The organism is Chryseobacterium luquanense (assembly GCF_026460945.1).
Taxonomy (GTDB): Bacteria; Bacteroidota; Bacteroidia; order Flavobacteriales; family Weeksellaceae; genus Chryseobacterium; species Chryseobacterium luquanense.
Map to the genome: position 1 here is coordinate 46,653 of NZ_JAOVZV010000018.1, position 25,150 is coordinate 71,802.

General features: G+C 34.9%; 20 protein-coding genes, 11 tRNA genes and 1 pseudogene. 9 read left to right on the plus strand and 23 right to left on the minus strand.

Annotated features, from left to right (window positions below; all coding sequences use genetic code 11):
• Positions 1-174: 174 nt before the first annotated feature.
• Positions 175-3,999, minus strand: coding sequence for an FIDD domain-containing protein (locus tag OEA66_RS15685; protein WP_267282275.1), 3,825 nt, complete (start codon positions 3,997-3,999; stop codon positions 175-177).
• Between the two features lie 493 nt (positions 4,000-4,492).
• Between OEA66_RS15685 and OEA66_RS20545 the strand changes: the two are divergent.
• Positions 4,493-4,988 (plus strand): annotated as a pseudogene (locus OEA66_RS20545) (transposase); the annotation flags it as partial.
• 94 nt (positions 4,989-5,082) lie between these two features.
• On the opposite strand, the gene nusG reads toward OEA66_RS20545, so the two are convergent.
• The 4 genes from nusG to tuf all read right to left on the minus strand — a co-directional run bounded on the left by nusG (position 5,083) and on the right by tuf (position 7,200).
• Positions 5,083-5,625, minus strand: coding sequence for a transcription termination/antitermination protein NusG (gene nusG, locus OEA66_RS15690; protein WP_034679142.1), 543 nt, complete (start codon positions 5,623-5,625; stop codon positions 5,083-5,085).
• A gap of 19 nt (positions 5,626-5,644) precedes the next feature.
• Positions 5,645-5,851, minus strand: a complete 207-nt coding sequence (secE, locus tag OEA66_RS15695) for a preprotein translocase subunit SecE (RefSeq protein ID WP_034679301.1) — start codon at positions 5,849-5,851, stop codon at positions 5,645-5,647.
• A 12-nt stretch (positions 5,852-5,863) separates the two neighbouring features.
• Positions 5,864-5,934 (minus strand) — tRNA-Trp (locus OEA66_RS15700).
• Positions 5,935-5,985: 51 nt separating this feature from the next.
• Complete coding sequence (gene tuf, locus OEA66_RS15705) at positions 5,986-7,200, minus strand: elongation factor Tu (protein WP_066678598.1); 1,215 nt, start codon at positions 7,198-7,200, stop codon at positions 5,986-5,988.
• Between the two features lie 248 nt (positions 7,201-7,448).
• On the opposite strand from tuf, the gene OEA66_RS15710 reads away from it, so the two are divergent.
• On the plus strand, positions 7,449-8,954 hold the full coding sequence (locus tag OEA66_RS15710; protein ID WP_267282276.1) for a DUF4394 domain-containing protein: 1,506 nt from the start codon (positions 7,449-7,451) through the stop codon (positions 8,952-8,954).
• A 96-nt stretch (positions 8,955-9,050) separates the two neighbouring features.
• Here the strand turns inward: OEA66_RS15710 and OEA66_RS15715 are convergent, their stop codons facing one another.
• From OEA66_RS15715 to rpsU, 18 genes are all read right to left on the minus strand, one after another.
• Complete coding sequence (locus OEA66_RS15715) at positions 9,051-12,152, minus strand: efflux RND transporter permease subunit (protein ID WP_267282277.1); 3,102 nt, start codon at positions 12,150-12,152, stop codon at positions 9,051-9,053.
• A gap of 189 nt (positions 12,153-12,341) precedes the next feature.
• A complete protein-coding gene (locus OEA66_RS15720; protein ID WP_267282278.1) occupies positions 12,342-13,424 on the minus strand; it encodes an efflux RND transporter periplasmic adaptor subunit in 1,083 nt (360 codons plus the stop codon).
• Positions 13,425-13,499: 75 nt separating this feature from the next.
• Complete coding sequence (locus OEA66_RS15725; RefSeq protein ID WP_267282279.1) at positions 13,500-14,741, minus strand: TolC family protein; 1,242 nt, start codon at positions 14,739-14,741, stop codon at positions 13,500-13,502.
• A 298-nt stretch (positions 14,742-15,039) separates the two neighbouring features.
• A complete protein-coding gene (locus OEA66_RS15730; protein WP_267282280.1) occupies positions 15,040-16,404 on the minus strand; it encodes an ATP-binding protein in 1,365 nt (454 codons plus the stop codon).
• Positions 16,405-17,085 (minus strand): response regulator transcription factor, encoded by a 681-nt coding sequence (locus tag OEA66_RS15735; protein WP_267282281.1) that lies wholly within the window; start codon positions 17,083-17,085, stop codon positions 16,405-16,407.
• A 235-nt stretch (positions 17,086-17,320) separates the two neighbouring features.
• A tRNA-Thr gene (locus tag OEA66_RS15740) sits at positions 17,321-17,392 on the minus strand.
• A 40-nt stretch (positions 17,393-17,432) separates the two neighbouring features.
• Positions 17,433-17,505: transfer RNA gene (locus OEA66_RS15745), tRNA-Gly, on the minus strand.
• An 84-nt stretch (positions 17,506-17,589) separates the two neighbouring features.
• Positions 17,590-17,670 (minus strand) — tRNA-Tyr (locus OEA66_RS15750).
• A gap of 20 nt (positions 17,671-17,690) precedes the next feature.
• Positions 17,691-17,764, minus strand: a tRNA-Thr gene (locus OEA66_RS15755).
• An 89-nt stretch (positions 17,765-17,853) separates the two neighbouring features.
• Positions 17,854-17,926 (minus strand) — tRNA-Gly (locus tag OEA66_RS15760).
• An 84-nt stretch (positions 17,927-18,010) separates the two neighbouring features.
• Positions 18,011-18,091 (minus strand) — tRNA-Tyr (locus tag OEA66_RS15765).
• A gap of 20 nt (positions 18,092-18,111) precedes the next feature.
• Positions 18,112-18,185, minus strand: a tRNA-Thr gene (locus OEA66_RS15770).
• A gap of 89 nt (positions 18,186-18,274) precedes the next feature.
• Positions 18,275-18,347: transfer RNA gene (locus OEA66_RS15775), tRNA-Gly, on the minus strand.
• An 85-nt stretch (positions 18,348-18,432) separates the two neighbouring features.
• Positions 18,433-18,513, minus strand: a tRNA-Tyr gene (locus OEA66_RS15780).
• 20 nt (positions 18,514-18,533) lie between these two features.
• A tRNA-Thr gene (locus OEA66_RS15785) sits at positions 18,534-18,607 on the minus strand.
• Positions 18,608-18,717: 110 nt separating this feature from the next.
• Positions 18,718-19,008, minus strand: coding sequence for an HPF/RaiA family ribosome-associated protein (locus tag OEA66_RS15790; protein ID WP_267266952.1), 291 nt, complete (start codon positions 19,006-19,008; stop codon positions 18,718-18,720).
• On the minus strand, positions 19,005-19,892 hold the full coding sequence (locus OEA66_RS15795) for a tyrosine-type recombinase/integrase (protein ID WP_267282282.1): 888 nt from the start codon (positions 19,890-19,892) through the stop codon (positions 19,005-19,007). The genes OEA66_RS15790 and OEA66_RS15795 overlap by 4 nt, the downstream gene beginning before the upstream one ends.
• Positions 19,893-19,973: 81 nt before the next feature.
• Positions 19,974-20,171, minus strand: coding sequence for a 30S ribosomal protein S21 (rpsU, locus tag OEA66_RS15800; RefSeq protein WP_034702010.1), 198 nt, complete (start codon positions 20,169-20,171; stop codon positions 19,974-19,976).
• A gap of 418 nt (positions 20,172-20,589) precedes the next feature.
• Between rpsU and OEA66_RS15805 the strand changes: the two genes are divergently transcribed.
• From OEA66_RS15805 to OEA66_RS15835, 7 genes are all read left to right on the plus strand, one after another.
• Positions 20,590-21,039 carry a hypothetical protein gene (locus OEA66_RS15805; RefSeq protein WP_267282283.1) on the plus strand — a complete coding sequence of 150 codons (450 nt, stop codon included), beginning with the start codon at positions 20,590-20,592 and terminating at the stop codon, positions 21,037-21,039.
• 266 nt (positions 21,040-21,305) lie between these two features.
• Positions 21,306-21,752: a 50S ribosomal protein L11 gene (rplK, locus tag OEA66_RS15810; RefSeq protein WP_034679146.1), complete on the plus strand. Its 447-nt coding sequence runs from the start codon at positions 21,306-21,308 to the stop codon at positions 21,750-21,752.
• Positions 21,753-21,763: 11 nt separating this feature from the next.
• The gene (gene rplA, locus OEA66_RS15815) at positions 21,764-22,456 is read left to right on the plus strand and encodes a 50S ribosomal protein L1 (protein ID WP_267282284.1); all 693 of its coding nucleotides are present in this window, start codon (positions 21,764-21,766) and stop codon (positions 22,454-22,456) included.
• A 17-nt stretch (positions 22,457-22,473) separates the two neighbouring features.
• The gene (gene rplJ / locus OEA66_RS15820) at positions 22,474-23,061 is read left to right on the plus strand and encodes a 50S ribosomal protein L10 (protein ID WP_267282285.1); all 588 of its coding nucleotides are present in this window, start codon (positions 22,474-22,476) and stop codon (positions 23,059-23,061) included.
• Positions 23,062-23,109: 48 nt separating this feature from the next.
• Positions 23,110-23,475 carry a 50S ribosomal protein L7/L12 gene (gene rplL / locus OEA66_RS15825; RefSeq protein WP_066678612.1) on the plus strand — a complete coding sequence of 122 codons (366 nt, stop codon included), beginning with the start codon at positions 23,110-23,112 and terminating at the stop codon, positions 23,473-23,475.
• A gap of 376 nt (positions 23,476-23,851) precedes the next feature.
• Positions 23,852-24,223: a hypothetical protein gene (locus OEA66_RS15830; protein WP_267282286.1), complete on the plus strand. Its 372-nt coding sequence runs from the start codon at positions 23,852-23,854 to the stop codon at positions 24,221-24,223.
• Positions 24,224-24,412: 189 nt separating this feature from the next.
• On the plus strand, positions 24,413-25,093 hold the full coding sequence (locus tag OEA66_RS15835; RefSeq protein ID WP_267282287.1) for a hypothetical protein: 681 nt from the start codon (positions 24,413-24,415) through the stop codon (positions 25,091-25,093).
• Positions 25,094-25,150 lie beyond the last annotated feature (57 nt).

Consider the following 25,150-nt stretch of genomic DNA (forward strand, 5'->3'; position numbering starts at 1 on the left):
ACGGTCTCCTCTTTGTTCCGTCCGCCACAAAAAAGGATGCCGTTTCCATCGGGGCTAAATTGTGGTCGGTTATTTAAAATTTAGTGATTATAGAAATTGTAGTGAAGTAATTGCAAAAAAAAAGTGCCGGAGAAATTCCCAGACACTTTTTTAAATTAAATCTTAGCCTCAACCTTAATCTCTATTTTTAAGTAAAATCCAACCATTTATTTGTACCGGTTTTTTGGTGATTTTGTCTTCCCAGTATAATTTGTACCAATAAGTTTCTGTAGGTAGAGGTCTTCCAAGGTATTTACCATCCCAAATCGGAGTTTTAGTTGAAGCTTTAAATACAGATTTTCCATATCTGTCAAAAATACTGCCTTCAAAATTTCCATATTTGCTGATTTCACTGAAGTCGATAACGTCATTTTTGCCGTCGCTGTTTGGTGTGATAACATTGGTCATGAAAAATGTATAATACTCTGCGGAAGTTTCACAAGCAACACCTCGATATTTTAATTTAATAGAATATTTTGTGTTTTTCATTACACTGAAAACATTTGATGTTTGCCATGTTACGCCATTATCTATTGAATATTCAATGGGTAAGGTTCCTGTATTTTTAACAATAATGGTTAAAATACTATTGCTGTAAGTAATTTCTGTTATTTCTGGTGTCACAATATATCCTACTGTTGCTGTAAAAGTTTTTGAGCAAACTCCATTGTTGATTGTTACAGAATAAGTTCCTGCTGTTGCTGTGCTTATTGTTTGTGATGTTGCTCCTGTGCTCCAAATGTATGTGTAGTTTGGTCCTGAACCTGCATTCAAAACTCCTTTATCTCCCTTACAGATTTCTATATTATGCAGGGTTGAGGCAATTTCTGGAACTACAGTTATCGCTATTGTTGCCGATGTAGTCGCTGAACATCCATTTAATCCTATTCCGGTAACGGTATAAGTTGTTGTAGATGTTGGCGAAACAGTTTGTGTACTTCCGTTTCCTGGCAATCCTGTCCATGTGTAAGTATTGGCACCAACTGCGGTAAGTGTAACTGACTCACCTTTACATATTGTCAATTTTGGAGCTGAAATATTAATTACTGGTGGAGTAGTGTTTTTAATAACAGTTACCGCAGCTTGCTTTGTACATCCATTTGTGGTTGCACTTGTAATGGTTAAAGTATAGGTTCCTGCAGTGTTTACAATTGGAGTTAATGTATTCGCTCCCGAAACAATATTTCCGCCTGCTGTTGCAGTCCATAAGAATGTTGCTCCAGCTTGATAAACTGAAGATGTTGCGTTTAAAGTAATTTGTGTATTAGTACAATTTATTTCTCCCGGTGCATTAATGTTGACAAAAATTGCAGGATCAATTATTGTAGTAACTGTTTTCGTGTATTGACAACCGTTTGGAGTTGTTACTGTTACACTGTGATTTCCCGGAGTATTTACAATTGTTGTAGTTGTTGTGGCTCCGTTTGACCAAAGGAATGTATTTCCTGTTCCGTTTGCTGTTGCGGTTAATGTTGTTGAATTGCCTTCGCAGAATGTCAATGTTCCTGAAATTTGAACATTCGGATCTACTCCTTGAATAATATTTATTGAAACAGGAAGACTTGTACAAGTTCCATTATTGTTAGTTAAAGAATATATTCCAGGTGTAGAAATAGTTATCGATTGAGTTGTTGCTCCATTAGACCAAGTATTTCCTGTGGTGAAATTTGAGGTTAAAACTACAGGAGTGTTGCTGCAAATTGCATTAGACGAGCTTGTAATTGAAGCAATTGGTGTTAAGTTAACGATTAATTGCAATTCTGCAATCTTTGAACAAGAACCTGTTTTAACCAAAACATAAATAGTTGCATTTCCTGAAGTATGAGTTGTTGGGGTTGTAATTATATTACCGTTTCCGGCTAAAGCGTCCGCTTGATTTAAATAATAACTAAAAGTTACTCCGGAAGTTGTACTTATATTGGGTTGAGCTGATGTTAAATTAAATATTCCTGTATTAGTCGTTGAGCATAAACTTAATGATGAATTTTGCACAACAGGAATTGCACCTTGTGTTAGTGTTACAGATTTTGTGTATTGACAATTTGCAGGTGTTGTAACGGTTACTGAGTAAGTTCCGGGTGTAGAAACTGAAATCGTATTTCCTGTAACTCCGTTTGACCAGATATATGTATTTCCGGTTCCACTCGAAGTTGCTGTTAAAACGGATGGTGAGCTACAAATAATGAGGTTACCCGAAATCTGAAGGTTTGGATCATTTTCTGCGGTTAAGGTTATTGAAGCTGGATTACTTGTGCAAATTCCGTTCGAACTTGTTACTGAGTAAGTTCCTGCTGTAGTAACGGTGATAGACTGTGTTGTTGCTCCGTTTGACCATGTATTTCCTGTTGTTGCACTGGATGTTAACGTTACACTTCCTCCAAAACAGATTGCTGAAGAGGTGCTCGTAATTGTGGGAACTGGAAGTTGAGAAACATTTAGTTGTAATGATACGACTTTTGAGCAGGTTCCAGACTTTACTCTTACATAAATTGTTGCGTTTCCGGAAGTATGAGTTGTTGGAGTTGCAATTGTGCTTGTATTTCCTGCCAATGCATCTGCTTGATTTAAATAGTAATCAAAAGAAACTCCTGGAGTTGTACTGATATTTGGTTGAGCTGTAGTTAAATTAAATACTGCTGTTGTTGTGTTAGAGCAATTGGTTAAAGTAGCATTTTGTACTACTGGAACCACACCTTGAACAACAGTAACAGACTTTGTGTACAGACAATTTGCCGGAGTTTTTACGGTTACTGTATAAGTTCCCGGAGTTGTTACGGTAATTGCTGGAGTTGTTGCTCCTGTTGACCATAAATAAGTATTTCCGGTTCCTGTTGAAGTAGCAGTAAGCGTTGTTGAGGTCGCTTCACATAAAGTTAAATTTCCTGTAATCTGTGGATTCGGATCAGTGTCTTGACTGATAACTACTGAAGCTTGCGGACTTGTACAGATTCCGTTTGTGCTTGTTAAAGTATAGGTTCCGGGAGTTGTTACCGTAATAGATTGAGTCGTTGCTCCTGTCGACCAGGTATTTCCTGTGGAATTACTTGATGTTAAGGTAATATTTCCGCCAATACACAATTTTGTTGCAGATGCTGTGATTGAGGTAGTTAAACTTTTGTCTTTGAAAATAATAGCATTGGTTTGTTTACAAGAATTGGCTGCACTTGTTGGATTGGTTATATCTTGATAACTAATACTGTAGTAATAAGTTGTAGAAGTATTTACAGCAGTTGGAGCTGTAATAGGATTTGTTCCTGTTGCCGCATTGTTTGCTGTACTGTAATAATTGACAATGAAGTTAGGGTTTCCATTGATTATTCCGGCTGATAATGTGTTGAAATTAAAAGTTGTATTGTTTCCGCAAATGTCGATTTCTCTCGGAGAACCGGGATTTGGTCCCGCTGTTCCTGGTGGAATAAAAGGATTCGGAGCGGTCGTCGAGTTGGTGAAAGGAGATACAAAAGTTGCTGTTCCTCCCCATGTTAAATTAAATGTATATACCGTTGTTGACCAATTATCAACATATAAATAATAGGTTTGTCCGGCTACAACATCCATGTATCTGCAATAAGGATTGGTGTTTCCAGCTCCGGAAGTAGTATTGGTATTGGTCATATTCATCCCTGTGTTGGTGAAATTCCCGGAAGCATTACATCTTATTGGTGTTCCTCGGTTTGCACAAGTTACGTTCGGTCCATAGATTGCCCAGTCGTAATCAACAGGTCCGGTTGGAGCAAGATCGAAAGTAAGTGTTCCGCTTGTTGCAATCGTAAATTTATACCATACCGAGTGGTTTTCGTATGAAAGGCAGCCTCCAAGTGTTTCGTTGATGTTTCCAATTCCAACAGGAGTGTAATTAATGCTCGAATTTCCACACACAGTAATTGCAGAAATACAATCCTCTTGTGCGAATGCGAAAATGTGGAAGATAATGAGTAATGAAGAAAGTAGTTTTTTCATCAAATAGAAAATTTATTTGCATTTTTAATTAAAAGTTCCTCTTATTTCTCTCTTGCTTTGAAGTAGAAGAGCTATTAAAAGAATAGTAATTATTGATTACAATAAGTGAGATTATTCTAAAGTGTAGAATTTTATAAGTGATTTAGAGCTTGTTGCATCGTTCTCATGATTGTTTTAGTTTATGGTTTAAGTATTGGTTTTTAGTTATTTAAATTAATTTACAAATCTAAAATAAATATGGTATGTAAAAGTAAAAATTTTATCGATTTCATTTTAATTAATAAATTCCTTTCAAAACACCGTTTTAAAAAGGGTTTTATTTTGGTCTTAAATATTTAAATAAACACTTGTTGCATTATAGAAAAAGGGTATTCATAATATGACAAGTTCATTTATTTCATTGATTTTCAATTGATTAATTTATGGGTAGCCTTGGTGTAATTTATGATTTTATGTTAAGTGAATTAAAGAAGTTCATCTTAGATGAGAACTTTTATTTGATTCGATGCCTTTAAAAATTTGTGAAAATGCAAAGAGTAAATCGCTCCAAAATTTGTAAGAAAGTGAATTTTCATTTCTAAGGAGAGGTTATTGCGCTCCTCAATCCGGTTATTATTACAGTTATAAACTGTGCGTGTTGTATGTTCTGTTTCTGGAGTTTTCAGAGTTTTAATATTTCTACTGCACGCATTCACGATATTCATTTTTTGAAAGATATAAAGCAAGAGATGAATAACTGTACGTTGAGCGGAGGAGGTTATTTGTATACTTAGGTGCAAACAGATTTGTTCAATTATGCTAATATAAAAATGGATACGCCTTTGAGATACAATCAAAGAAATTATCAAAATCAAAAATAATTATGGAAAACCCTTCAGTGGCTTTAAAACTAGAATGTTGAATAAAGTAACCGCATTAACATTCATCCAATTCCTAAATATTTTATATTTAATCAAAAAATGAATGATATTAAAATAGCTCTAATTTAATAATACACTACATGTTCATTATATAAATTTACAATATAAATTGAAATAAAAAAACCACCTTCGAGAAGGTGGCTTATATTATAAAATTTCTTTTTTATACTTTTTCTACTTGCATATAGCTCAACTCCATTGGAGTTTTTCTTCCGAAGATTAAAACTGAAACTTCAATTTTCTTCTTATCTTCAAGAATTTTCTCAACTGTTCCGTTGAATCCGTTGAAAGGACCATCGATCACTTTAACGTTTTCTCCAACGATGAACGGAATTTCAGCATCAGTAGCAAATTCTGAAAGCTCATCCATTCTACCCAACATTCTGTTTACCTCAGATTTTCTCATCGGTACAGGATCTCCACCTTTAGTTAAGCTTAAGAAAGAAATTACACCCGGAATATTTTTAATTACGTGAGGAATCTCTCCCATTAAATCTGCTTCAACCATCAGATAGCCTGGGTAATAAGGTCTTTCTTTAGGAACTTTCTTGCCATTTCTAAGCTGAATTACTTTTTCCATAGGAATAACTACCTGAGTAACGTACTGCTCAAACCCTAAACGTTTGATTTCCGTCTCAATATAGTTTTTCACTTTATTTTCCTGTCCGCTGATTGCTTTCAGCACATACCATTTTAATTCGCTCATTATGGGAAATTACTTTTTGTTAGTTGAAGCTGTTAATCAATATTCCTAAGATGTTACTTATTGCTTTAGAAAACAACTCATCAACACCAAAAGTAAATAACGCTAAAATAACAGTTGCAACAGTAACTACAATTGTAGAAGACTGTAAGTCTGACCATTTAGGCCATTCAACTTTATGTCTAAATTCGTTATAAGAACCTTTTAAAAAATCAACAAATGAACTCATAATTTATATTTGCACGGGCACAAGGATTCGAACCCTGATCAACGGTGTTGGAGACCGGTATCCTACCATTGGACGATGCCCGTAGATAAAAGTTCCGTAAGTTTCCTTACGGAACTTTATTTATATTAAGATGATTAGTCTAAGATTTCAGTAACCTGACCTGAACCAACTGTTCTACCTCCTTCTCTGATCGCAAATCTAAGACCTACGTTAAGAGCGATTGGCTGTAACAATTCTACAGTGATCTCTAAGTTATCACCAGGCATTACCATTTCTACACCTTCTGGTAAGAAGATCTCACCTGTAACGTCAGTAGTTCTTACGTAGAACTGAGGACGGTATTTGTTGTGGAATGGAGTGTGACGTCCACCTTCTTCTTTAGAAAGGATATAAACTGAAGCTTTGAATTTCTTGTGAGGTTTCACAGAATCTTTCTTAGCGATAACCATACCTCTCTTGATGTCAGTTTTTTCAATACCTCTCAACAATAGACCTACGTTATCTCCAGCTTCACCTCTATCTAGGATTTTTCTGAACATTTCAACTCCTGTAATAGTAGAAGTTAATTTTTCTTCACCCATACCGATGATATCTACAGGATCTCCTGTGTTGATAATACCAGCTTCAATTCTACCAGTTGCAACAGTACCTCTACCTGTAATAGAGAATACGTCTTCGATTGGCATCAAGAAAGGCTTATCAGTATCTCTTGGTGGTTGCTCGATCCACTCGTCAACAGCATCCATTAATTGCTCAACAGATTTGAACCATTGATCATCACTTTTAGGACCTCCTTCTGCAGTAGCAGCAGTAAGAGCACCAAGTGCAGAACCTTGAATTACTGGAGAGTTATCTCCGTCAAATTCGTAAGTAGACAACAAGTCTCTAAGTTCCATTTCAACAAGCTCTAATAACTCAGCATCGTCAACCATGTCAACTTTGTTCATGAAAACAACGATTCTTGGTACGTTTACCTGACGACAAAGAAGGATGTGCTCTCTAGTTTGAGGCATTGGTCCGTCTGTAGCAGCACATACAACGATAGCACCATCCATCTGAGCAGCACCAGTTACCATGTTCTTTACGTAATCTGCGTGACCTGGACAGTCAACGTGAGCGTAATGTCTTTTTTCAGTTTCGTACTCGATGTGAGCAGTATTGATAGTAATCCCTCTTTCTTTTTCTTCCGGAGCAGAGTCAATAGCAGAGAAATCTTTTTTCTCAGCAAGACCTTTGCTCGCTAATACAGCAGAAATAGCTGCAGTAAGTGTAGTTTTACCATGGTCAACGTGACCAATAGTACCAATGTTCAAGTGTGGTTTGTTACGATTAAACGTTTCCTTTGCCATGATTTAAATTATTTATTTTATTGTTTTATTCAAATTTTCGGTGTGCAAATATAATGAATTTTTATATACCAAAATCTTTTTATGAAAAAAAGTTTTATATTAAACCCAGAAAGTTACAAACCGTAGTATTTTCTGTAAACAGAATTGCAAATTTAAACAAAAAAATGTTTTAAAAAAAACTGTTTATTAAAATCCAGCATTATTTTTGCCTCGTATATAGAATTACAAAAACCTTAAAATAAATTTTTATGAAAAAACTATCCTACATCTGTTTAGCTGCATTTACTTTTGTCTCGGTAATTTCTTGTGACGATGATGTGGTTGAAATGCTCCCGGAATTGATTACTCCAGCTCCCGACATGATGGTCTATGGATTGACCGACAACAATCAGTTGGTCGCTTTCAATTCAAACAATTCCGCTTCTTTTACTTCTACAAAAGCAATTGCCGGTTTACCTTCGGGTGAAAAATTATTAAGTATTGATTTCAGGCCTGCAACAGGAGAGCTTTATGCTGTTTCTAATGCAAGTAAGTTTTATATTATCAATACCTCAACGGGAAGTACAAGACCTGTGAGTACAACTGCTTTCACACCTGCAATTTCAGGAACAGTTACTTCAATTGATTTCAATCCTACAGTAGACCGTATCAGATTGGTAACAAATACCGGTCAAAATCTTCGTCTACATCCTGAAACTGGCGCTCTTGCCGCAATGGATACAAGTATAGCAACTTCTTCATCTATTATGGGTATTGCTTATACAAATAGTGTTTCAGGGGCTGCATCGACTGTTTTATATGATCTTGATGCCACTTCAGGAAAATTATTTAAACAAGATCCTCCAAACAACGGAACTTTAGTTGAAGTAGGAAGTTTAGGTATTACTTTTACAGGACAAGCTGCTTTTGACATTAATCCAGAAAGTACCGTTGCATTAATGGCTGCAACATCGGGAAGTCAAAACAGTCTTTATAGAGTTGATTTATCTAACGGAAAAGCAACAAACATCGGAAATCTTTCACAGAAGATTCTTGATTTAGCAATTCCAACAAACCCAGTAGCTTATGCTGTAAATGAAGCAAATGAATTACAAATTTTTGACCCTAATAATCCTCAACCTGTTAAGAAAACCATCACAGGACTTCAAACAGGAGAAAATATTTTAGGAATTGATTTCAGACCATTAAACGGACAGTTGTACGCTTTAGGTAATTCAAGCAGAATTTATACGATTAACTTAGGAACCGGAGCTGCAACTCAAGTTGGGACAGGAACACTTACAACTGCACTTGTAGGAACAGAATTTGGTTTTGATTTTAATCCAACGGTTGATAAAATAAGAGTAGTGAGTAACTTGGGACAAAATTTAAGATTAGATCCAGTTACAGGAGGTGTTACCGGAGTTGACGGAGCAATTAATCCAGGAACTCCAACCTTAGGTTCTGCAGCTTACACCAATAACTTTGCAGGTGCAACGACTACTTCTCTATTTGTAATTGATCATTCTACTGATAAATTATATCTTCAAAATCCCCCAAACAACGGAACGCTGGTTGAGCTGGGTGCTTTAGGAATAAATATTACAGGAGCGAATGGTTTTGATATCGGAAGTACAAGCCAAAAAGCATATTTAGTGGCAACAGTTGGCGGAGCTACAAAATTGTACACCGTAAATACAACAAACGGAGCTGCAGCTTCTTTAGCAAACTATCCTAATGCTGTAAGAGGATTTACAGTGGGACTTGGTTTCTAAAATACAGATTCAAACATAGTTTTATTATTAAAGAAGGGCTGGAAAAATTAATTTTTCCAGCCCTTCAAACTATATAATGTAAATGAAAGATAATTTTTAAATAAGTTCTTCAGTCTTTTTAGTTCTGTTAAAAATCCAAAATATAATCGGAAAAATTAATAAGGTTAAAACAGTGGCTGTAATCAAGCCTCCGATAATGACAATTGCCAGCGGTTTTTGAGATTCTGAGCCGATTCCTGTAGACAAAGCTGCAGGCAATAGTCCGATGGATGCCATTAATGCCGTCATAATTACAGGACGTGTTCTAGATTTTACTCCGTTCAAAACAGCTTCATCTATTTTTAATCCATCTTTTATATTTTGATGAAATTCCGTGATCAGAATTACACCGTTCTGAATACAGATTCCTAATAAAGCAATCATTCCGACTCCGGCAGAAATTCCGAAATTCATATTCGTCAAATGCAATGCGATAATCCCACCAATCAGAGCAAACGGTACATTTGCCAAAACTAAGAGCGAATCTTTCATGTTTCCGAAAAGAATAAACAGCAGGAAGAATATTCCTAAGAAACTTATGGGTACGATTTCCGTTAATCTTGCCGTTGCACGCTGCTGATTTTCAAACTGACCTGTCCAACCCACTTTATAACCTTCGGGAATATCAATTTTTGCCACTTCTTTCTGTGCATCAGCAATGGTTCCACCCAAATCACGGTCACGGATTGAGAATTTAATTCCGATATAACGTTTAATATCATCGCGGTAAATAAATGCAGCACCATTGTTTTTTTGGATTGTAGCGACTTCTTTCAGCGGAATCATCGATCCATCCTGCGTAGGAATCATCAGTGACGCCATATCATTCTCATCTTTTCTGTATTCGTGGGAATACCTCAGACGAATCGGGAATTTTCTTTCGCCGTCATACATTTCAGAAGCTGTTTTTCCACCGAAGGCCATTTCCAGAACGGTTTGTGCATCTTCCGGCATTACGCCGTACGCTGCCATTTTATTTCTGTCCCAGACGACATTTACTTCGGGCTGACCAATATTTTTAATAATTCCGGCATCACGAACTCCGTCTACATCTTTGATTGATTTTAAAACTTTCTCCGCCAGTTCATCCAAAGTCTGAAGATTATCTCCATAGATTTTAATTCCGTTTTCTGCTTTAAAACCGGCAACCGCTTCAGCGACGTTATCGGAAATGGGCTGAGAATAATTAAAGGTAATTCCCTGATATTTACTCAGTTTTTTATCGATTTCTTCCGTCAGTTGTTCGTAAGTTATTTTCCGCTTCCACTTATCTTTGGCTTTAAGATTCACGGCAAACTGTACGAAACCAAATCCGTTCGGGTCGGTTCCGTCGTTGCTTCGTCCGGTCTGCGCCAAAACATCGGTAACTTCAGGAACGCTCATGATATCTTTCTTCAGAATATCTGCAGTTTTCAAAGATTCTTTTAAAGATGAACTCATCGGCATTTCCGCGGTTATCCAAAGTGAGCCTTCATTGAGTTGCGGTAAGAATTCTGTTCCTAGAAACTTCCCAGAGAATAAAGTAACGGCAACAATTGAAACAGAAACAATTAAACTTGTTTTTTTATTTTTAAAGGTAAACCTGAAACCTTTCAAAACAATCCTGTCCCAAAAGTTTACAAACGGATTGTTCTTTTCTCTTACATTTTTATTTAAAAGCAAATGCGTTAAGACGGGAACCAAAGTTAATGTGAAAATCAAAGCTCCTAACAAAGCAAAACCTAATGTAAATGCCAATGGCGAGAACATTTTCCCTTCTACTTTCTGGAATGCGAAGATGGGAAGTAATGAAGTAATGATGATTAATTTAGAAAAGAAAATTGCTTTTCCCAAACCGGTTCCGGTCTGTTTAATCCAACCTGCCTTTGCCATTTTGTTGAATCTTTCATGACCATATTTCTTGGCTTTGTGATCGAGCATCACGAAAATTCCTTCGACCATCACGACGGCTCCGTCAATGATAATTCCGAAATCGACGGCTCCGAGTGACAGTAAATTGGCACTCATCCCACAAAGTTTTAAACATAAAAAAGCAAACAGTAACGAAAGCGGAATAATAATGGAAACCGTAAGCGTCGTTCGCCAGTCTGCCATAAAAATCAAAACGATAACCGTTACCAAAATAATTCCTTCCAGCAAATTGTGCATTACCGTTTCTGTGGTAAAATCCATTAGGTTATCACGGTCGTAGAAAGTAACCATTTTTACATCTTTGGGAAGGATTTTTTCGTTCAGTTCTTTGATTTTAGCTTTTACGCCAACCAAAACCTCTCTCGGATTTTCACCTTTTCTCATCACGACAATTCCTTCTACGGTATCATCCTGATTGTTTAATCCAGCCTGCCCAACTCTTGGTCTTGCACTTTCATGAACCTCAGCAACATTTTTTACCAAAACAGGATTTCCATTATCATTGTGAATTGTAATATTGGCAATATCATCCGTTGATTGCACCAATCCAATTCCCCGAACGACATACGCTTGTCCGTTTTTTTCGATAACATCTCCACCTACATTTAAGTTGCTTTTCGTCACAGCTTCATACACCTGAAGTGGCGTTAAATTGTATTTATCTAAAGCTCTTGGATCAATACTTAGCTCAAAAACCTTATCCTGACCTCCAAAAACGTTGATGTCGGCAACTCCGGGAACTCCACGAAGCGCTCTGTCGATAACCCAATTCTGTAAAGTCAACAGTTCACGGGAATCTTTTTTCTTGCTTTCTAAAGTGTATCTGAAAATCTCCCCGGTTGGTCCGTAAGGTGGCTGAACTTCAGGATCAATACCTTCGGGTAGACTTACATTTCGAAGCTGATTGTTGACCATATTTCGGGCAAACATATCATCTACACCATCATCAAAGAGAATTTTCACAATGGAAAGTCCGAACATTGTCGTACTTCTCACACTTGTTTTTTTCTGAACCGGACTCATTGCCAATTCAATCGGTGTCGTCACAAAACGTTCGACTTCTTCGGCACTTCTTCCGTCCCATTGGGTGATGATGACGATTTGCGTATTGGTAACATCGGGAAATGCCTCAATCGGCATATTTTTAAAACTGATAAATCCCGCCACCGCCAAAATAGCCACCCAGATAAAGGTAAAGGCTTTGTTTTTCAGTGAAAATGAGATTATATTTTTTATGAATTTGTTCATGATAGAAATTAGATGTTAGACTTTAGATATTCGTTTAATATCTAAGTGTTTAATTTTATCTAAAGAAATTAAAACCATTAAGAGTCTGAAGCTCTCTATTTTTGAAGTCAATATCGACAGGATGATAGCCATAAAGTAATTAGCAAAACCTTTATTTCACCTCAAACTTCTTAATGGTTTGGAAAAAATTTAGTTGTTCAGAGAACGGTAGATTAGCAATTGGTTATTGGTAATCACTTCTTCGCCTTCTTTAAGACCTTCCGAAAGGTAAGTCACGTCTCCAAGCTGTTTTAAAACCTGAATTTCTTTCACTTTCACATCCGTTCTTGATTTAAAAACCACCACATAACTTCTGTTGTCATCAAAAATGACCGCTTTTGAAGGAATTGAAAGAGCTGTTTTATCCTCAGATTTAGAAACTTTTATCGTCGCTTTACTATCCGGAATCAATAATCCGTTGGCATTATCGAGAACTACTCTTGCCTGCATGGCATTAGTTTGAGGATCGATAATTTTAAATATTTTATCAATTTTCCCGTCAAACACTTTATCAGGATAAGATAATGTGGAAACCTGAGCGGGCATTCCAAGGCTTATCTTATTGATATCAGATTCGTTGATGTTCATTATTGCCCAAACGTTGGTTGTGTTGGCAACATCGAAAATATTTTCGCTTCGGTCACTTCTCAGCTGCATATCTTTATTGATGTCTTTATGCACAATATATCCGCTGATTGGTGCCAAAACACTGTAAATGTTTCCATTTCTTACATTGTAAACCGTACTCACTGCGGAAGATCGCTGCATTTGATCCTGGGCTTTTTGTAACTGACTTTTAGCTTCCAACACTTCTCTTTCCGTTGTCAATTTACCTTCATACATTTCTCTGGCAACACGCAGATTATTCTGAGCCACCACCAAATCTGTTTTTGCATCACTTACATCTTTTTGAATGTCGGCCAACTCGGTACTTCTGATGGTTGCTAAAACCTGTCCTTTTTTCACATAATCTCCAAGTTCAACATTCACACTCATCACATTCCCGCCCACCAAAGGAAAAACGTCGATGTAAGAATTGGCATCTGCTGCGATTTTGCCGTAAAAACTGTAAGAATCTTCTATTAATCTGTTCTCAACTTTTGCAGTAGAAATAGATTCGAGCATCGTGTTGCTCAGTTCAAAACCTTTCGGCTCGGGAGTTTTTGCAATTTCAGGCTTCGAGCAAGACCATAAAAGGAAAGCTGAAAATAGGGGTATAATTATTTTTTTCATTTTAGATTTTTTAGATAAATGCTGTTTTTCAGTTCGCAAGTGCGTTTGACTGATCAAGACAGCAAATTTTTATATTTAATAGAAGATTTTACTCTGTACCAATTGGTTAAGCTTTTCTGCAGACTGAATCAGTTCGTTTTTCATGTCATAAATCTGCAATGCCGTTTGGCGGTAACTTTCCATGAAATCTGTAAACTCGATTAAACTGATGTTTCCGTTTCTGAAATTTTTGAGCATTCCGTTGTAGACTAAGTCGAGATTATCTAAATCGGTTGCTTTAATTTCGGCTAACTGTTCGTATTGGGTTTTCCAGATTTGAAAGGCAGATTCTACTTTTGTTTCTAAGTCAAGTTTCTGAAACTCGGCATTTTTCTGGTTTTGTTTGATCGCAAAATTGGCTTTTGCTACATTTCCTTTATTGCTTTTCCATAACGGAATCGGGATGCCCACTTTTAAATTGATTTCGTTATTAAAAGTTCCTGAAGCCTGGTCATATTCCATCCCGACATTCAAATCCGGAACATTCAGGGATTTTTGCCATTGTGCATATAGTTTGGAATTGTCAATCAGTTTTAGAATAAACAAATAATCAGCATTGTTTTCGAGGGCTTTTCTTTTCAATTCAGCTTCATCACCGAAAGGTTGCGAAGCTAAAATGTCTTTTGCTTCCTCATCAGAAATCTGAGGCTCTATTTTTTCGGTAATTCCTGTGAGGACTTTTAGATTTTGTTCGAATTCAAGAATATTTTTATTGATTCCTACTTTATCATTATTTAATTGAATAACGATGCTTTGAAGTCTTACTTCGTCTTTTAAAGAAACGTTACCTTTTGCAGATTGTACTTTATACGCCTTTAAAAGGTCATTCATGTAACCCAATTGCTTGTTGGTATTTTCAAGCTTGAGTTTTTCGTAATAAAGATCATAGTAATTGGTGTGAAGCTGTGTTCGAAGCTCGACCAAAAGTTGTAAAAACTGTAATTGTGAAAGTTCTTTATTTGATTTTGCAAAAGCAATTTCATTTTTCTTCTTGCCACCCATGTAAATCAATTGGGTAACTTCGAAACCTTTTGCTCTTCCTGCGTCTAAAAATCTTTTGTCTTCCGGATTATAGCCGTTGATGTAACCGCTCATCTGTGGAAGTTCCCATATTTTCGCCTGCAGAATATCTGCATCTGCCATATTGATGCTATATTGCTCGGCAAGAAGCTGGAGATTATTTTGCTGAAAAGCCGTTTCGCACTCCAAAAGCGACATTCGCTGCTGTGCTGTTATGACCGAAGAAATAACCACGAACAGTCCTGCAATTTTGTTCATTCTCTCAATTTTGATGACAAAAGTGCGGCTGCTCGATTAAAACGAACTTAAATGGGGCTTAAAAAAAAATTAAATTGTGAATTTGATAAAAATTATTCGCGGAAAATTTTGTGAAAAACAGCAAGTATTTTGACCACATTACCCAAATATTTTTTAATAATTATAGATTACTTTAAAATTGATGCGCATCAGTTCGTAAATTGATGCGCATCACTTTACAAACTGATGCGCATGAGTTGATCAAATCATGCGCATCAATTTTTATATTGTTTTAAACCCATCATCAGATGAGGAAAAGTTATTTATTAAAAATAACACTGAATTTATTTAAATTTTCAGAAGGCGAGGAGTACAAAATGTCTGCTCCATGATACTCTAAAATTCTTTTTACAATCCTTAAACCTAAACCCGAACCCGAAATATTTTGAGAATTGTTCCCCCGCATAAACGCTTCGAAAAGTTTTGGCTGCTCATCTTCTGAAATTGTATTTCCTTCCGAAAGTACATCCACAGAAAGATGATTTTCGGTTTCTGTTATGATAATTTTTGCATCGGCGTTGTCGGAATAGACCGCTGCATTTTTCAATAAATTAATAAAGACAATATCTAAAAGCGACTGAACGCCATTAATCGTAAGGAAAGCATTTTCCTGAGTTTCTTCAGAAATACCGAAATCCATTTTGAGGTTGGGATAACTTTTTTGTACACGTTCGAAAGATTCAAAAATTACTTCATCAATTCGTACTTCTTCATAGATACTTTGAATATTTTCTTTGTCAAATTTTGTAAGCAGCAGCAAAGAATTGGTTAAATCTGATAATTGATAAACATCTTTAGACATCTGTTTTAAAGCAGAAAGTGTTTCCGGAGAATGTTGCTCTAGTTGAGTTAAATTCTCCAGCTGAAAAGCCATTCTCGTAATGGGGGTTCTGATTTCGTGTGATGCACTTGCAGTAAAATCTTTTTGTGACTGGAAAACATCATTCAGCCTTGAAATCATTGTATTAAATGAATTTGCCAGAATGCTAATTTCATCGTTTGACTGTTCAACGGGAATTTGTGTAGTAAGTTTATGAGCGGTGACTTCAGAAATTTCTTTATTCAAATCTTCTAAAGGTCGGAGAAATTTTCCCATAAAATAATAGGAAAAGAAACCTATCAGCAAAGTACAGGTGATAAAAGCGGTTATTAAAAGGTATTTCAGATAAGCCAGCTTCGATTTTCCGTTGGCATCATAAGCGCTTGTGAGAATGTAGTAATTTTCACCGTTGATATTTTTAAGTGCTGCATAAATTTCCGGAACAGATTCTTCGCTGTAAATATCTTTTTTCTTGTCTAATTCTTTAAGCAAATTTTTATCCCAGGTTACTTTCTGGTCTTTTATAGTGCTGTAAATAAGTTCTTTTTGGCCATTAAAAATTAAAATGGTTTCATTTAAAAGGAAATTGTCGGAATTTTCATTGAAAAAAATAGGCGCTTCTTCCTCAAAATTTTTAGATTTTGAAATAAAATTAGTCGTAAATCCTAATCTTCTTACAAATCGGTCTTTGAATTCTTCACGTCGGAAATCATCAAAGGAAATGTAAATAATAATTAATACAACCGCAAAAAGTAATGAAAATGAAACGCTCAACGTAAGCGCAATCTTTCTTTTTAAAGACATTTATAAAGGATTTAGATAATATCCGAAACCTGATCTTGTATGAATAAGTTTTACTTTATATTCTTTGTCGATCTTCTTTCTCAGGAAATTGATATAAACTTCTACCGTATTGGTATTGGTATTAAAATTATGTTCCCAGACATTCTCTGTAATTTGTTGTTTGGAAACCGTTCTTCCCTGTGCTTCTGCGAGGTAAACCAAAAGCTGGAATTCTTTTAAAGTCAACGCAATTTCATTTCCCGCACGGAAAACTTTCTGTTCGGTCTTATTGATAATTAAATCATCGATTCTTATTATCTCTGAATCGATGTTCTCGGAAGATACTTTTCGTCTTAAAAGAGAATTCATTCGAAGTAATAATTCTTCAAACTGAAAAGGTTTCACCAAATAATCATCTGCCAACCTTGTAAATGCATCTTTTTTATCTGAGATATCACCATAAGCCGAGATAATAATGATGGGGGTGTTTTTATCGAAAGAACGAACTGTCTGACAAACATCAAGCCCGTTAATCTTGGGAACATTGATGTCTAAAAGATACAAATCATAAGAATTGTTTTTTATCTGACGGAGAAAAGTTTCTCCATCGTAAATTTTATCACACGTAAATTGATTTGATTCTAAAAACTTACTCAGTTCAGCAGAAAGAATAAGATCGTCTTCCAATAAAAGAATATTCATCTGGGAAATATTTAATTACGAATTTAATGAATTTTTCAACATTAGACAGGCAATTGAATGCGTAAACTAGCTTGGCAGAATAATTTAAAATACCTAATGACTTACTGCTAAAGTATTTTGAAGCTTATATTATGATTGATTAAAATAATATTAAACTTTAAATTTAAAGCCTAAGATAAATGAAGATTTGAAATTCAGTCAAAAAAAAATCCCGAAGAAATCGGGATGTAAGATGAGCCAACTACGGGACTTGAACCCGTGACCTCTTCCTTACCAAGGAAGCACTCTACCGCTGAGCTAAGTCGGCCTAAACAAGAAAATCACACTAAAAAGCATGATTTTTGTTGAGCGGAAGACGAGGGTCGAACTCGCGACATTCAGCTTGGAAGGCTGACGCTCTACCAACTGAGCTACTTCCGCAATTTTGTTTCCAAAACTATTGGTAAACGCTGTGCAAACTTAGGAATAAACCTAAAAATCTACAAGACTTTTTAATATAAAATGTGGGGAGAGCAGGATTCGAACCTGCGAAGCCGAAGCAACTGAGTTACAGTCAGTCCCATTTAGCCACTCTGGAATCTCCCCAGATATTTTATATTAAATTGAGCCTCCAGAGGGACTCGAACCCACGACCTGCTGATTACAAATCAGCTGCTCTAGCCAACTGAGCTATGGAGGCAATTTAATAAAAACTGAAAGCTATCAGAGAAAATCTACCCTGTGCTGCATCAGCAGTTAAAAAAATCACGCCTTTATGGTGTGAAATTGAGCGGAAGACGAGGGTCGAACTCGCGACATTCAGCTTGGAAGGCTGACGCTCTACCAACTGAGCTACTTCCGCAATTTTGTTTCCAAAACTATTGGTAAACGCTGTGCAAACTTAGGAATAAACCTAAAAATCTACAAGACTTTTTAATATAAAATGTGGGGAGAGCAGGATTCGAACCTGCGAAGCCGAAGCAACTGAGTTACAGTCAGTCCCATTTAGCCACTCTGGAATCTCCCCAGATATTTTATATTAAATTGAGCCTCCAGAGGGACTCGAACCCACGACCTGCTGATTACAAATCAGCTGCTCTAGCCAACTGAGCTATGGAGGCAATTTAATAAAAACTGAAAGCTATCAGAGAAAATCTACCCTGTGCTGCATCAGCAGTTAAAAAAATCACGCCTTTATGGTGTGAAATTGAGCGGAAGACGAGGGTCGAACTCGCGACATTCAGCTTGGAAGGCTGACGCTCTACCAACTGAGCTACTTCCGCAATTTTGTTTCCAAAACTATTGGTAAATGCTGTGCAAAACTAAGAATAATTCTTGAATCTTGCAAGATTTTTTTAATATAAAATGTGGGGAGAGCAGGATTCGAACCTGCGAAGCCGAAGCAACTGAGTTACAGTCAGTCCCATTTAGCCACTCTGGAATCTCCCCAGATATTTTATATTAAATTGAGCCTCCAGAGGGACTCGAACCCACGACCTGCTGATTACAAATCAGCTGCTCTAGCCAACTGAGCTATGGAAGCCTATAAAACAAAAAGAATTCAAAAGATCTCTATTCCTTTTTTGCGTGTGCAAATATAGAACGGATTTTTTGAATTCTCAAACTTTTTAGAAAGTTTTTTTACTTTTTTTATTAAGCTAATTCTTTTTTCTTGATTAACAGTTTCTTAGCAGCATCAACGCATTGATCTAAACTCTCCTCAAAACTAATTGATGTTTTTTTAACCACAATATCGTCTCCCGGAACGACCAAAATCAACTCTGTGGTCTTATTTGATTTATCAGAATTGTTTTCAACTTTCAAAAATACTTTGCATTCTTGAATTTTGTCATAAAACGTTTCTAGTTTGCTTACCTTTTTGTCTACATGTGACTCTAGTGGTTCGTGTGGAGTTAAGCCGATTGCTTGTACTGAAATCTTCATAATTCTTCTTTTTTAATTGCTCTTGGATGAGCTTGATTAAACACTTTTTTCAACTGTTCTATATTGGCATTAGTGTACACTTGTGTGCTTGCAAGACTAGAATGACCCAATATTTTTTTTACTTTCGATATCTCTGCCCCATTGTCTAAAACATGCGTCGCGAAGCTGTGTCTTAAAATGTGAGGACTTCTTTTTTCTTTCGAAGTTACAAGACTAAGGTACTTATTAACTACTACATAGACAAATTTTTCTGTGAGTTTTTTTCCCTTTTTATTGATAAAAAAATAGGATTTAAAATCATCCAATGGTTTTCTTATCTTTAGATAGTCTTTTAGCAAAGCGCTTAAAGCTCCAGAAATAGGTATATATCTTTCTTTGTTACCTTTCCCTAAGATTTTAAGCTCATTTCCTTCTAAGTTTACACTTTCAAATATTAAGCCACAAAGTTCAGATTTTCGAATTCCGGTTTGATATAAAGTTTCAACAATAGATTTATGAAGTACATCCTCTACTTCATCAAAAATCTCAGTCTGTAAAACGTGCATTTCGTCTTGAGAGATGGGGATTTGCTTTTCGGGATAGAATTTTAATGATGATATACTTTCTATGGGAGAAACTTTAATTTCACCCAGTTTTAAAAGAAATAGATAGAAGCTGCGAAGTGTAGAAAGTTTTCTGTTGATCGTTCTTTTAGAAATACCATTCTCGCTGAGCTGAACAATAAAATTTCTGATTATTTTTTTATCAGCCTTAAGAATATCTTCGGAAGATTCCGTTTTAAGATAAAAAGAGTAGAAATCTTCGAGATCACGACGATAGCTTATAATAGTATGAGGCGAATACCTCTTCTCTAATTGTAAATAGTCTAAAAATTTTTCTCGCATACTTTTGTAAATATAAAACAAAAATAACTTCTTAAATATAATTATTTAAGAAGTTATTTAGTATGTGTTTAAGAAAATATCTTAAGCTTGCTCTTCCTTGCTTAATCCTCTTTGCTTATAAGCCGCTTTTAATCTAGCTTGTCTAAGAGTTACAGAAGGCTTAATAAAAGCTTGTCTTGATCTTAATTGACGAACAGTACCTGTTTTGTCAAATTTTCTTTTATATTTTTTTAACGCTCTGTCGATAGACTCTCCGTCTTTTACTGGAATTATTAACATATATTACATCTCATTTTGGATTGCAAAACTAAGTTTTTTTTATTAAACTACAAACTTTATGAGATAAAAATATTCAATTTTTATTTATTTAACCCAGTGAATTATAGAGGAAGGTTATTTATGATACAATAAATTCGTGTATAGTTTTGATTATCAAATGGATGTATTATAGGCGATCTGGATGTAATTTATGACTTTATGCTAAGAGAATTAAAGAAATTCATCTTAGATTAGAACTTTTATTCAAGCCAATTACATCGAAACTATTTGATTTAGAAATTGTTGTGCTAAATATTACTGCAGATATTTATCAATAGATTCAGAATATCAATTATTTAGACATCTCTCCAATTTAAACTAAAAGGAATAGTATTAAAATAGCTCTAATTTAATAATACACTATGCGTTAACTTACTTATTGACGATAAAAAGAAATAAGAATAAGACGAAAGTTGGGAAAAGTAAAGATTTTGCATCCCATCTTTTCAGTCAAATGTTATTTACATTAATTATAGGTGCAAATTTTTATAAAAACAAGGTATATGCTGTAAAAGGAGGTGTTTTTTTAGTTGATGAAAATTTAAACGTTCTGAAAAGGTTTAAACATGATAGGGTGTTGGTTTCCAAATCTGATAATTTTTCAAAATTTGGTGTACGTATTACATTTATTCGTGAAGTGGAGCTATTGATGGTAAAGAAATTATATGAGTCCGCAACAGAATTTTTGATTCTTACGATTTGGTTTATAAAATCAGGCCATTATAGCTATTTTGGAAACGATATCAATTATTATAATTACAGAGGTGAAAATGTAGGGAGTAAAAATCCTGAAAAAAATACTCTGATGAAAATACATAAGAATTATTGAGTCTTAGTTTTCGATTATCAATGTCATTATTATGATAAAAAGTACCATTATATTGGTATTGAAAATGATGAGAAACATTCTTGTAGAAAAGACCGGTTAAATTTTTTTTAAATCTTTCTAAAAATCAGTTAATTACTTTTTGCAAATTAAAAATAATTTCATAATTTTGCAGTCCGAAAAGTAGGTTTACTTTATGTGAGTGCGGTAACCTGCTGAATAATAAATGCTTCCAAACTCATTAATTATTCAAATTTAAAAAACAAACAATGGCTAAAAAAGTCTTTAAAATGGTTAAGCTCCAAGTAAAAGGAGGAGCAGCAAACCCATCTCCACCAGTAGGTCCAGCTTTGGGTTCTGCAGGTGTGAACATCATGGAGTTTTGTAAGCAATTTAACGGAAGAACTCAAGATAAGCCAGGACAAGTTTTACCTGTAGTAATTACAGTATACGAAGACAAATCTTTTGAATTCGTAATTAAAACTCCTCCTGCAGCAATCCAATTAATGGATGCGGCTAAAATCAAGGGTGGTTCTGGAGAACCAAACAGAAACAAAGTAGGTGCTGTATCTTGGGCTCAGGTTCAAAAGATCGCTGAAGACAAGATGACTGATCTAAACTGTTTCACAATGGATTCTGCAGTTTCTATGGTTGCAGGTACTGCAAGATCTATGGGATTAAGAGTAACAGGAACTAAACCAACTTTTAACGCTTAATACTTAGAGAAATGGCAAAATTGACTAAAAAGCAAAAAGAAGCAGCTAGCAAAGTAGAAAAAGGAAGAATCTATAACCTTGAAGAAGGTTCTGCTCTTGTAAAAGAGGTGAACACTGCAAAGTTTGATGCTTCTGTAGATATCGCTGTAAGATTGGGTGTAGATCCAAGAAAAGCAAACCAAATGGTAAGAGGTGTAGTATCTCTTCCTCACGGAACTGGTAAAGATGTTAAAGTTTTGGCTTTAGTAACTCCAGATAAAGAAGCAGAAGCTAAAGCAGCTGGTGCTGATTATGTAGGTCTTGACGAATATTTACAAAAAATCAAAGAAGGTTGGACAGATGTTGACGTTATCGTTACTATGCCGGCTGTGATGGGTAAATTAGGACCATTGGGTAGAGTTTTAGGACCAAGAGGTTTGATGCCTAACCCTAAATCAGGTACTGTAACTATGGAAATTGGTAAAGCAGTAACTGAAGTAAAAGCTGGTAAAATTGACTTTAAAGTAGATAAATACGGTATTATCCACGCTGGTATTGGTAAAGTATCTTTCGATGCTGCTAAAATCAAGGAAAATGCTCAGGAATTGATCTCTACTTTGATCAAAATGAAACCAACTGCTGCTAAAGGTACTTATGTGAAGAGCATTTATTTGTCTTCTACAATGAGCCCGGGTATTGCAATTGATACAAAAGCTGTTAACTAATACTAAATCCTAAGACAATGACAAAAGACCAAAAAGTTGTAGCGATACAAGAGATCAAAGACTTGCTTCAGGATGCTAAAGTAGTATATGTTGCAGATCTTGAAGGATTGAATGCTGGTAAAGCTTCAGACTTCAGAAGACAGGCTTTCAAGCAAAACATCAAAGTAAAAGTGGTGAAAAATACACTTTTGCAAAAAGCAATGGAACAAATTGACGGAGTAGATTTCTCTGAAATGTTTGGTACTTTCAAAGGAAACTCTGCATTAATGATTGCTGAAACTGCTAACGCTCCAGCAAAATTAATCAAAGACTTCAGAAAGAAAGAAGAAAAGCCGGCTTTAAAATCAGCTTTCGTACAAGAAACTTTCTATGTTGGTGACAATAACCTTGATGCTCTAGTAAGCATTAAGTCTAGAGAAGAAATGATCGGTGAAATCATCGGATTACTTCAGTCTCCAATCCAAAGAGTTGTTTCTGCTCTTCAAAACAAATCTGAAACTGCAGAAACCGCAACTGAAGAAGTTGCTGCTCCAGCGGTAGAAGAAACTCCAGCTACTGAAACTCCAGAAGCTGCTGCAGAAGGAGAAGCTCCAGCTGCAGAATAATTAGACTCTCAAAAAAATCAATCAATAATCAACAAAAACATTACAACAATGTCAGATTTAAAAAATTTAGCTGAAACGCTAGTAAACTTAACAGTAAAAGACGTAAACGAATTAGCAACTATCCTTAAAGATGAGTACGGAATTGAGCCTGCTGCTGCTGCAGTTGTTATGGCTGGTCCTGGTGCTGAAGCTGCTGAAGAAAAGACAGAATTCGACGTAATTCTTAAGTCTGCAGGTGCTTCTAAATTAGCTATCGTTAAATTGGTAAAAGATTTAACTGGTGCAGGTCTTAAAGAAGCTAAAGATATCGTAGACGGAGCTCCTTCAGCTATTAAAGAAGGTATCTCTAAAGACGAAGCTGAAGCTCTTAAGAAGCAATTAGAAGAAGCTGGTGCTGAAGTAGAATTGAAGTAATTTTCAATTTTTAAATATAAGGAAGCGGTAAACTTGGTTTACCGCTTCTTTTTTTGTTTTGTAGAACCATTTTGAGTAGCTAATGATTAAAAAATTCTTATAGTAATTAAATCATTTTTTTATCTGACAGGAAATATTCGCTCTTGATAATAGAGAAATATAAATTGTAATCTTAATAAATCATTTATTTATGGTTGTTTTAAGTTCTAAATGATGTGATTTGAAATAAAAATATTTTATTATTTTTGGGAACCTGATGAAAAATATTCATTATAAATGTATTAATTGTGATTAATATTGTGATTTGAATCATAAAGTTGTGTAAATTTGCAAACGGAAATACTCTTAAAAGTCAAATAAATTTATATTCTTTATTTTGGGAAAAACAAAAATTCTTTTTTCAGGACTGCTTTTCATTCTTTTATTTTTTACAAATAGTTTTTATGCGCAATCTAAAGATTCGGTAGCTCAGCGGAATATTCCGAAACCAACGATTGTTTTAAAAGACGGTGCAACACTTTTTTCAACCGATGATTCGTTCAATGGGCAGATTTCGAATAATAAAATTGTGCACGATAAAGCGAGCATTGCTAATCAGGTTAAAAAGAATAAATCAAAAACTCTAGAAATGGTTACTCCTAAAGAAAATAAAAAAGTTACTAAAAATAGAGAAATGTTAAAAGAAGCTGATAAAAATAAAATAAAACCAAAGAATTCTGAAAAGAAAGGGAAAAAAGAAACATCTTAATTTTCCTTTGAGGTAAATTGATTTTGTAAAGCATAAACAATATAAAACAGGATATTAATATTCTGTTTTTTTTATTAATAAAATATAATATGATTTTTTACCAATAAACTAATAAAATTCAAATAGTTAAAGCTAAAGTAACATTTCTGTGGAATTTAATTTTTATATTTGCAAATAATTATTTTACGATTGAATAAAGAATTACTTTCTTCTAATATAAACAAAAAAAAGGCAAATTTTAATAGGAATTTGTGTTTTTTTCGTTCATTTATATTAGGCGTATTGTTTTTTTTTAGCGATTACTTGTGTGCACAGGAAGGTTTTGGGAATAATCAACAAACAATAATTGTTGTTAAAGGTGGGGCTGAAATTTTTTCTGCTGATGAAAATTTTAATCATCAGATAATCAACAATAATGCTGTCAAAAAGAATATTAAGGTTGATTTTAAGAAAAATGGGAGTGAAAAACTTATATTGTTAGCTTCTGAAAAAGAAGAAAATCAGCAGGATGATACCTTTAAAAATCAATTGGCGAAAGTTGAGAAAAAAAAGCAGAAAGAAGCTCTGAAAGAGATCAAATCTAAGATTAGGGATTATGAATCTCGTAAAGAAAATTTTGATAACAAAAATCTTAGAGTTTTCCCATCTTCTGAAAAGTTTATCATATCCTCTCGTATCAATCAAGATTATGTAATACCCAATTATAGTCAGCGTGATTTTTCAGAAATAAATACTGATCAAAATCAATATATCGTAAAATCTGCATTAGACTTTTTACATTCTCAAAAATACACTTATTACAACAATAAATCTTTAGATTTTTGTTTCTCTCAGGTCTTTTCTGTAAGACCGCCGCCTGTTGCGATTTAACCTCTTTTTCAGGTTTAGATTTTTTAAATTTTAATAAAACATTTTATCATTTGTTTA

Bases quoted from the DNA above. Each gene is read 5' to 3' on its own strand.
- OEA66_RS15720 (WP_267282278.1), bottom strand. From the start codon at position 13,424: ATGAAAAAAATAATTATACCCCTATTTTCAGCTTTCCTTTTATGGTCT.
- rplJ (WP_267282285.1), top strand. From the start codon at position 22,474: ATGACAAAAGACCAAAAAGTTGTAGCGATACAAGAGATCAAAGACTTG.
- secE (WP_034679301.1), bottom strand. From the start codon at position 5,851: ATGAGTTCATTTGTTGATTTTTTAAAAGGTTCTTATAACGAATTTAGA.
- OEA66_RS15730 (WP_267282280.1), bottom strand. From the start codon at position 16,404: ATGTCTTTAAAAAGAAAGATTGCGCTTACGTTGAGCGTTTCATTTTCA.
- OEA66_RS15735 (WP_267282281.1), bottom strand. From the start codon at position 17,085: ATGAATATTCTTTTATTGGAAGACGATCTTATTCTTTCTGCTGAACTG.
- nusG (WP_034679142.1), bottom strand. From the start codon at position 5,625: ATGAGCGAATTAAAATGGTATGTGCTGAAAGCAATCAGCGGACAGGAA.
- OEA66_RS15685 (WP_267282275.1), bottom strand. From the start codon at position 3,999: ATGAAAAAACTACTTTCTTCATTACTCATTATCTTCCACATTTTCGCA.
- OEA66_RS15715 (WP_267282277.1), bottom strand. From the start codon at position 12,152: ATGAACAAATTCATAAAAAATATAATCTCATTTTCACTGAAAAACAAA.
- OEA66_RS15790 (WP_267266952.1), bottom strand. From the start codon at position 19,008: ATGAAGATTTCAGTACAAGCAATCGGCTTAACTCCACACGAACCACTA.
- OEA66_RS15710 (WP_267282276.1), top strand. From the start codon at position 7,449: ATGAAAAAACTATCCTACATCTGTTTAGCTGCATTTACTTTTGTCTCG.
- rplK (WP_034679146.1), top strand. From the start codon at position 21,306: ATGGCTAAAAAAGTCTTTAAAATGGTTAAGCTCCAAGTAAAAGGAGGA.
- rpsU (WP_034702010.1), bottom strand. From the start codon at position 20,171: ATGTTAATAATTCCAGTAAAAGACGGAGAGTCTATCGACAGAGCGTTA.
- OEA66_RS15725 (WP_267282279.1), bottom strand. From the start codon at position 14,741: ATGAACAAAATTGCAGGACTGTTCGTGGTTATTTCTTCGGTCATAACA.
- tuf (WP_066678598.1), bottom strand. From the start codon at position 7,200: ATGGCAAAGGAAACGTTTAATCGTAACAAACCACACTTGAACATTGGT.
- OEA66_RS15795 (WP_267282282.1), bottom strand. From the start codon at position 19,892: ATGCGAGAAAAATTTTTAGACTATTTACAATTAGAGAAGAGGTATTCG.
- rplA (WP_267282284.1), top strand. From the start codon at position 21,764: ATGGCAAAATTGACTAAAAAGCAAAAAGAAGCAGCTAGCAAAGTAGAA.
- rplL (WP_066678612.1), top strand. From the start codon at position 23,110: ATGTCAGATTTAAAAAATTTAGCTGAAACGCTAGTAAACTTAACAGTA.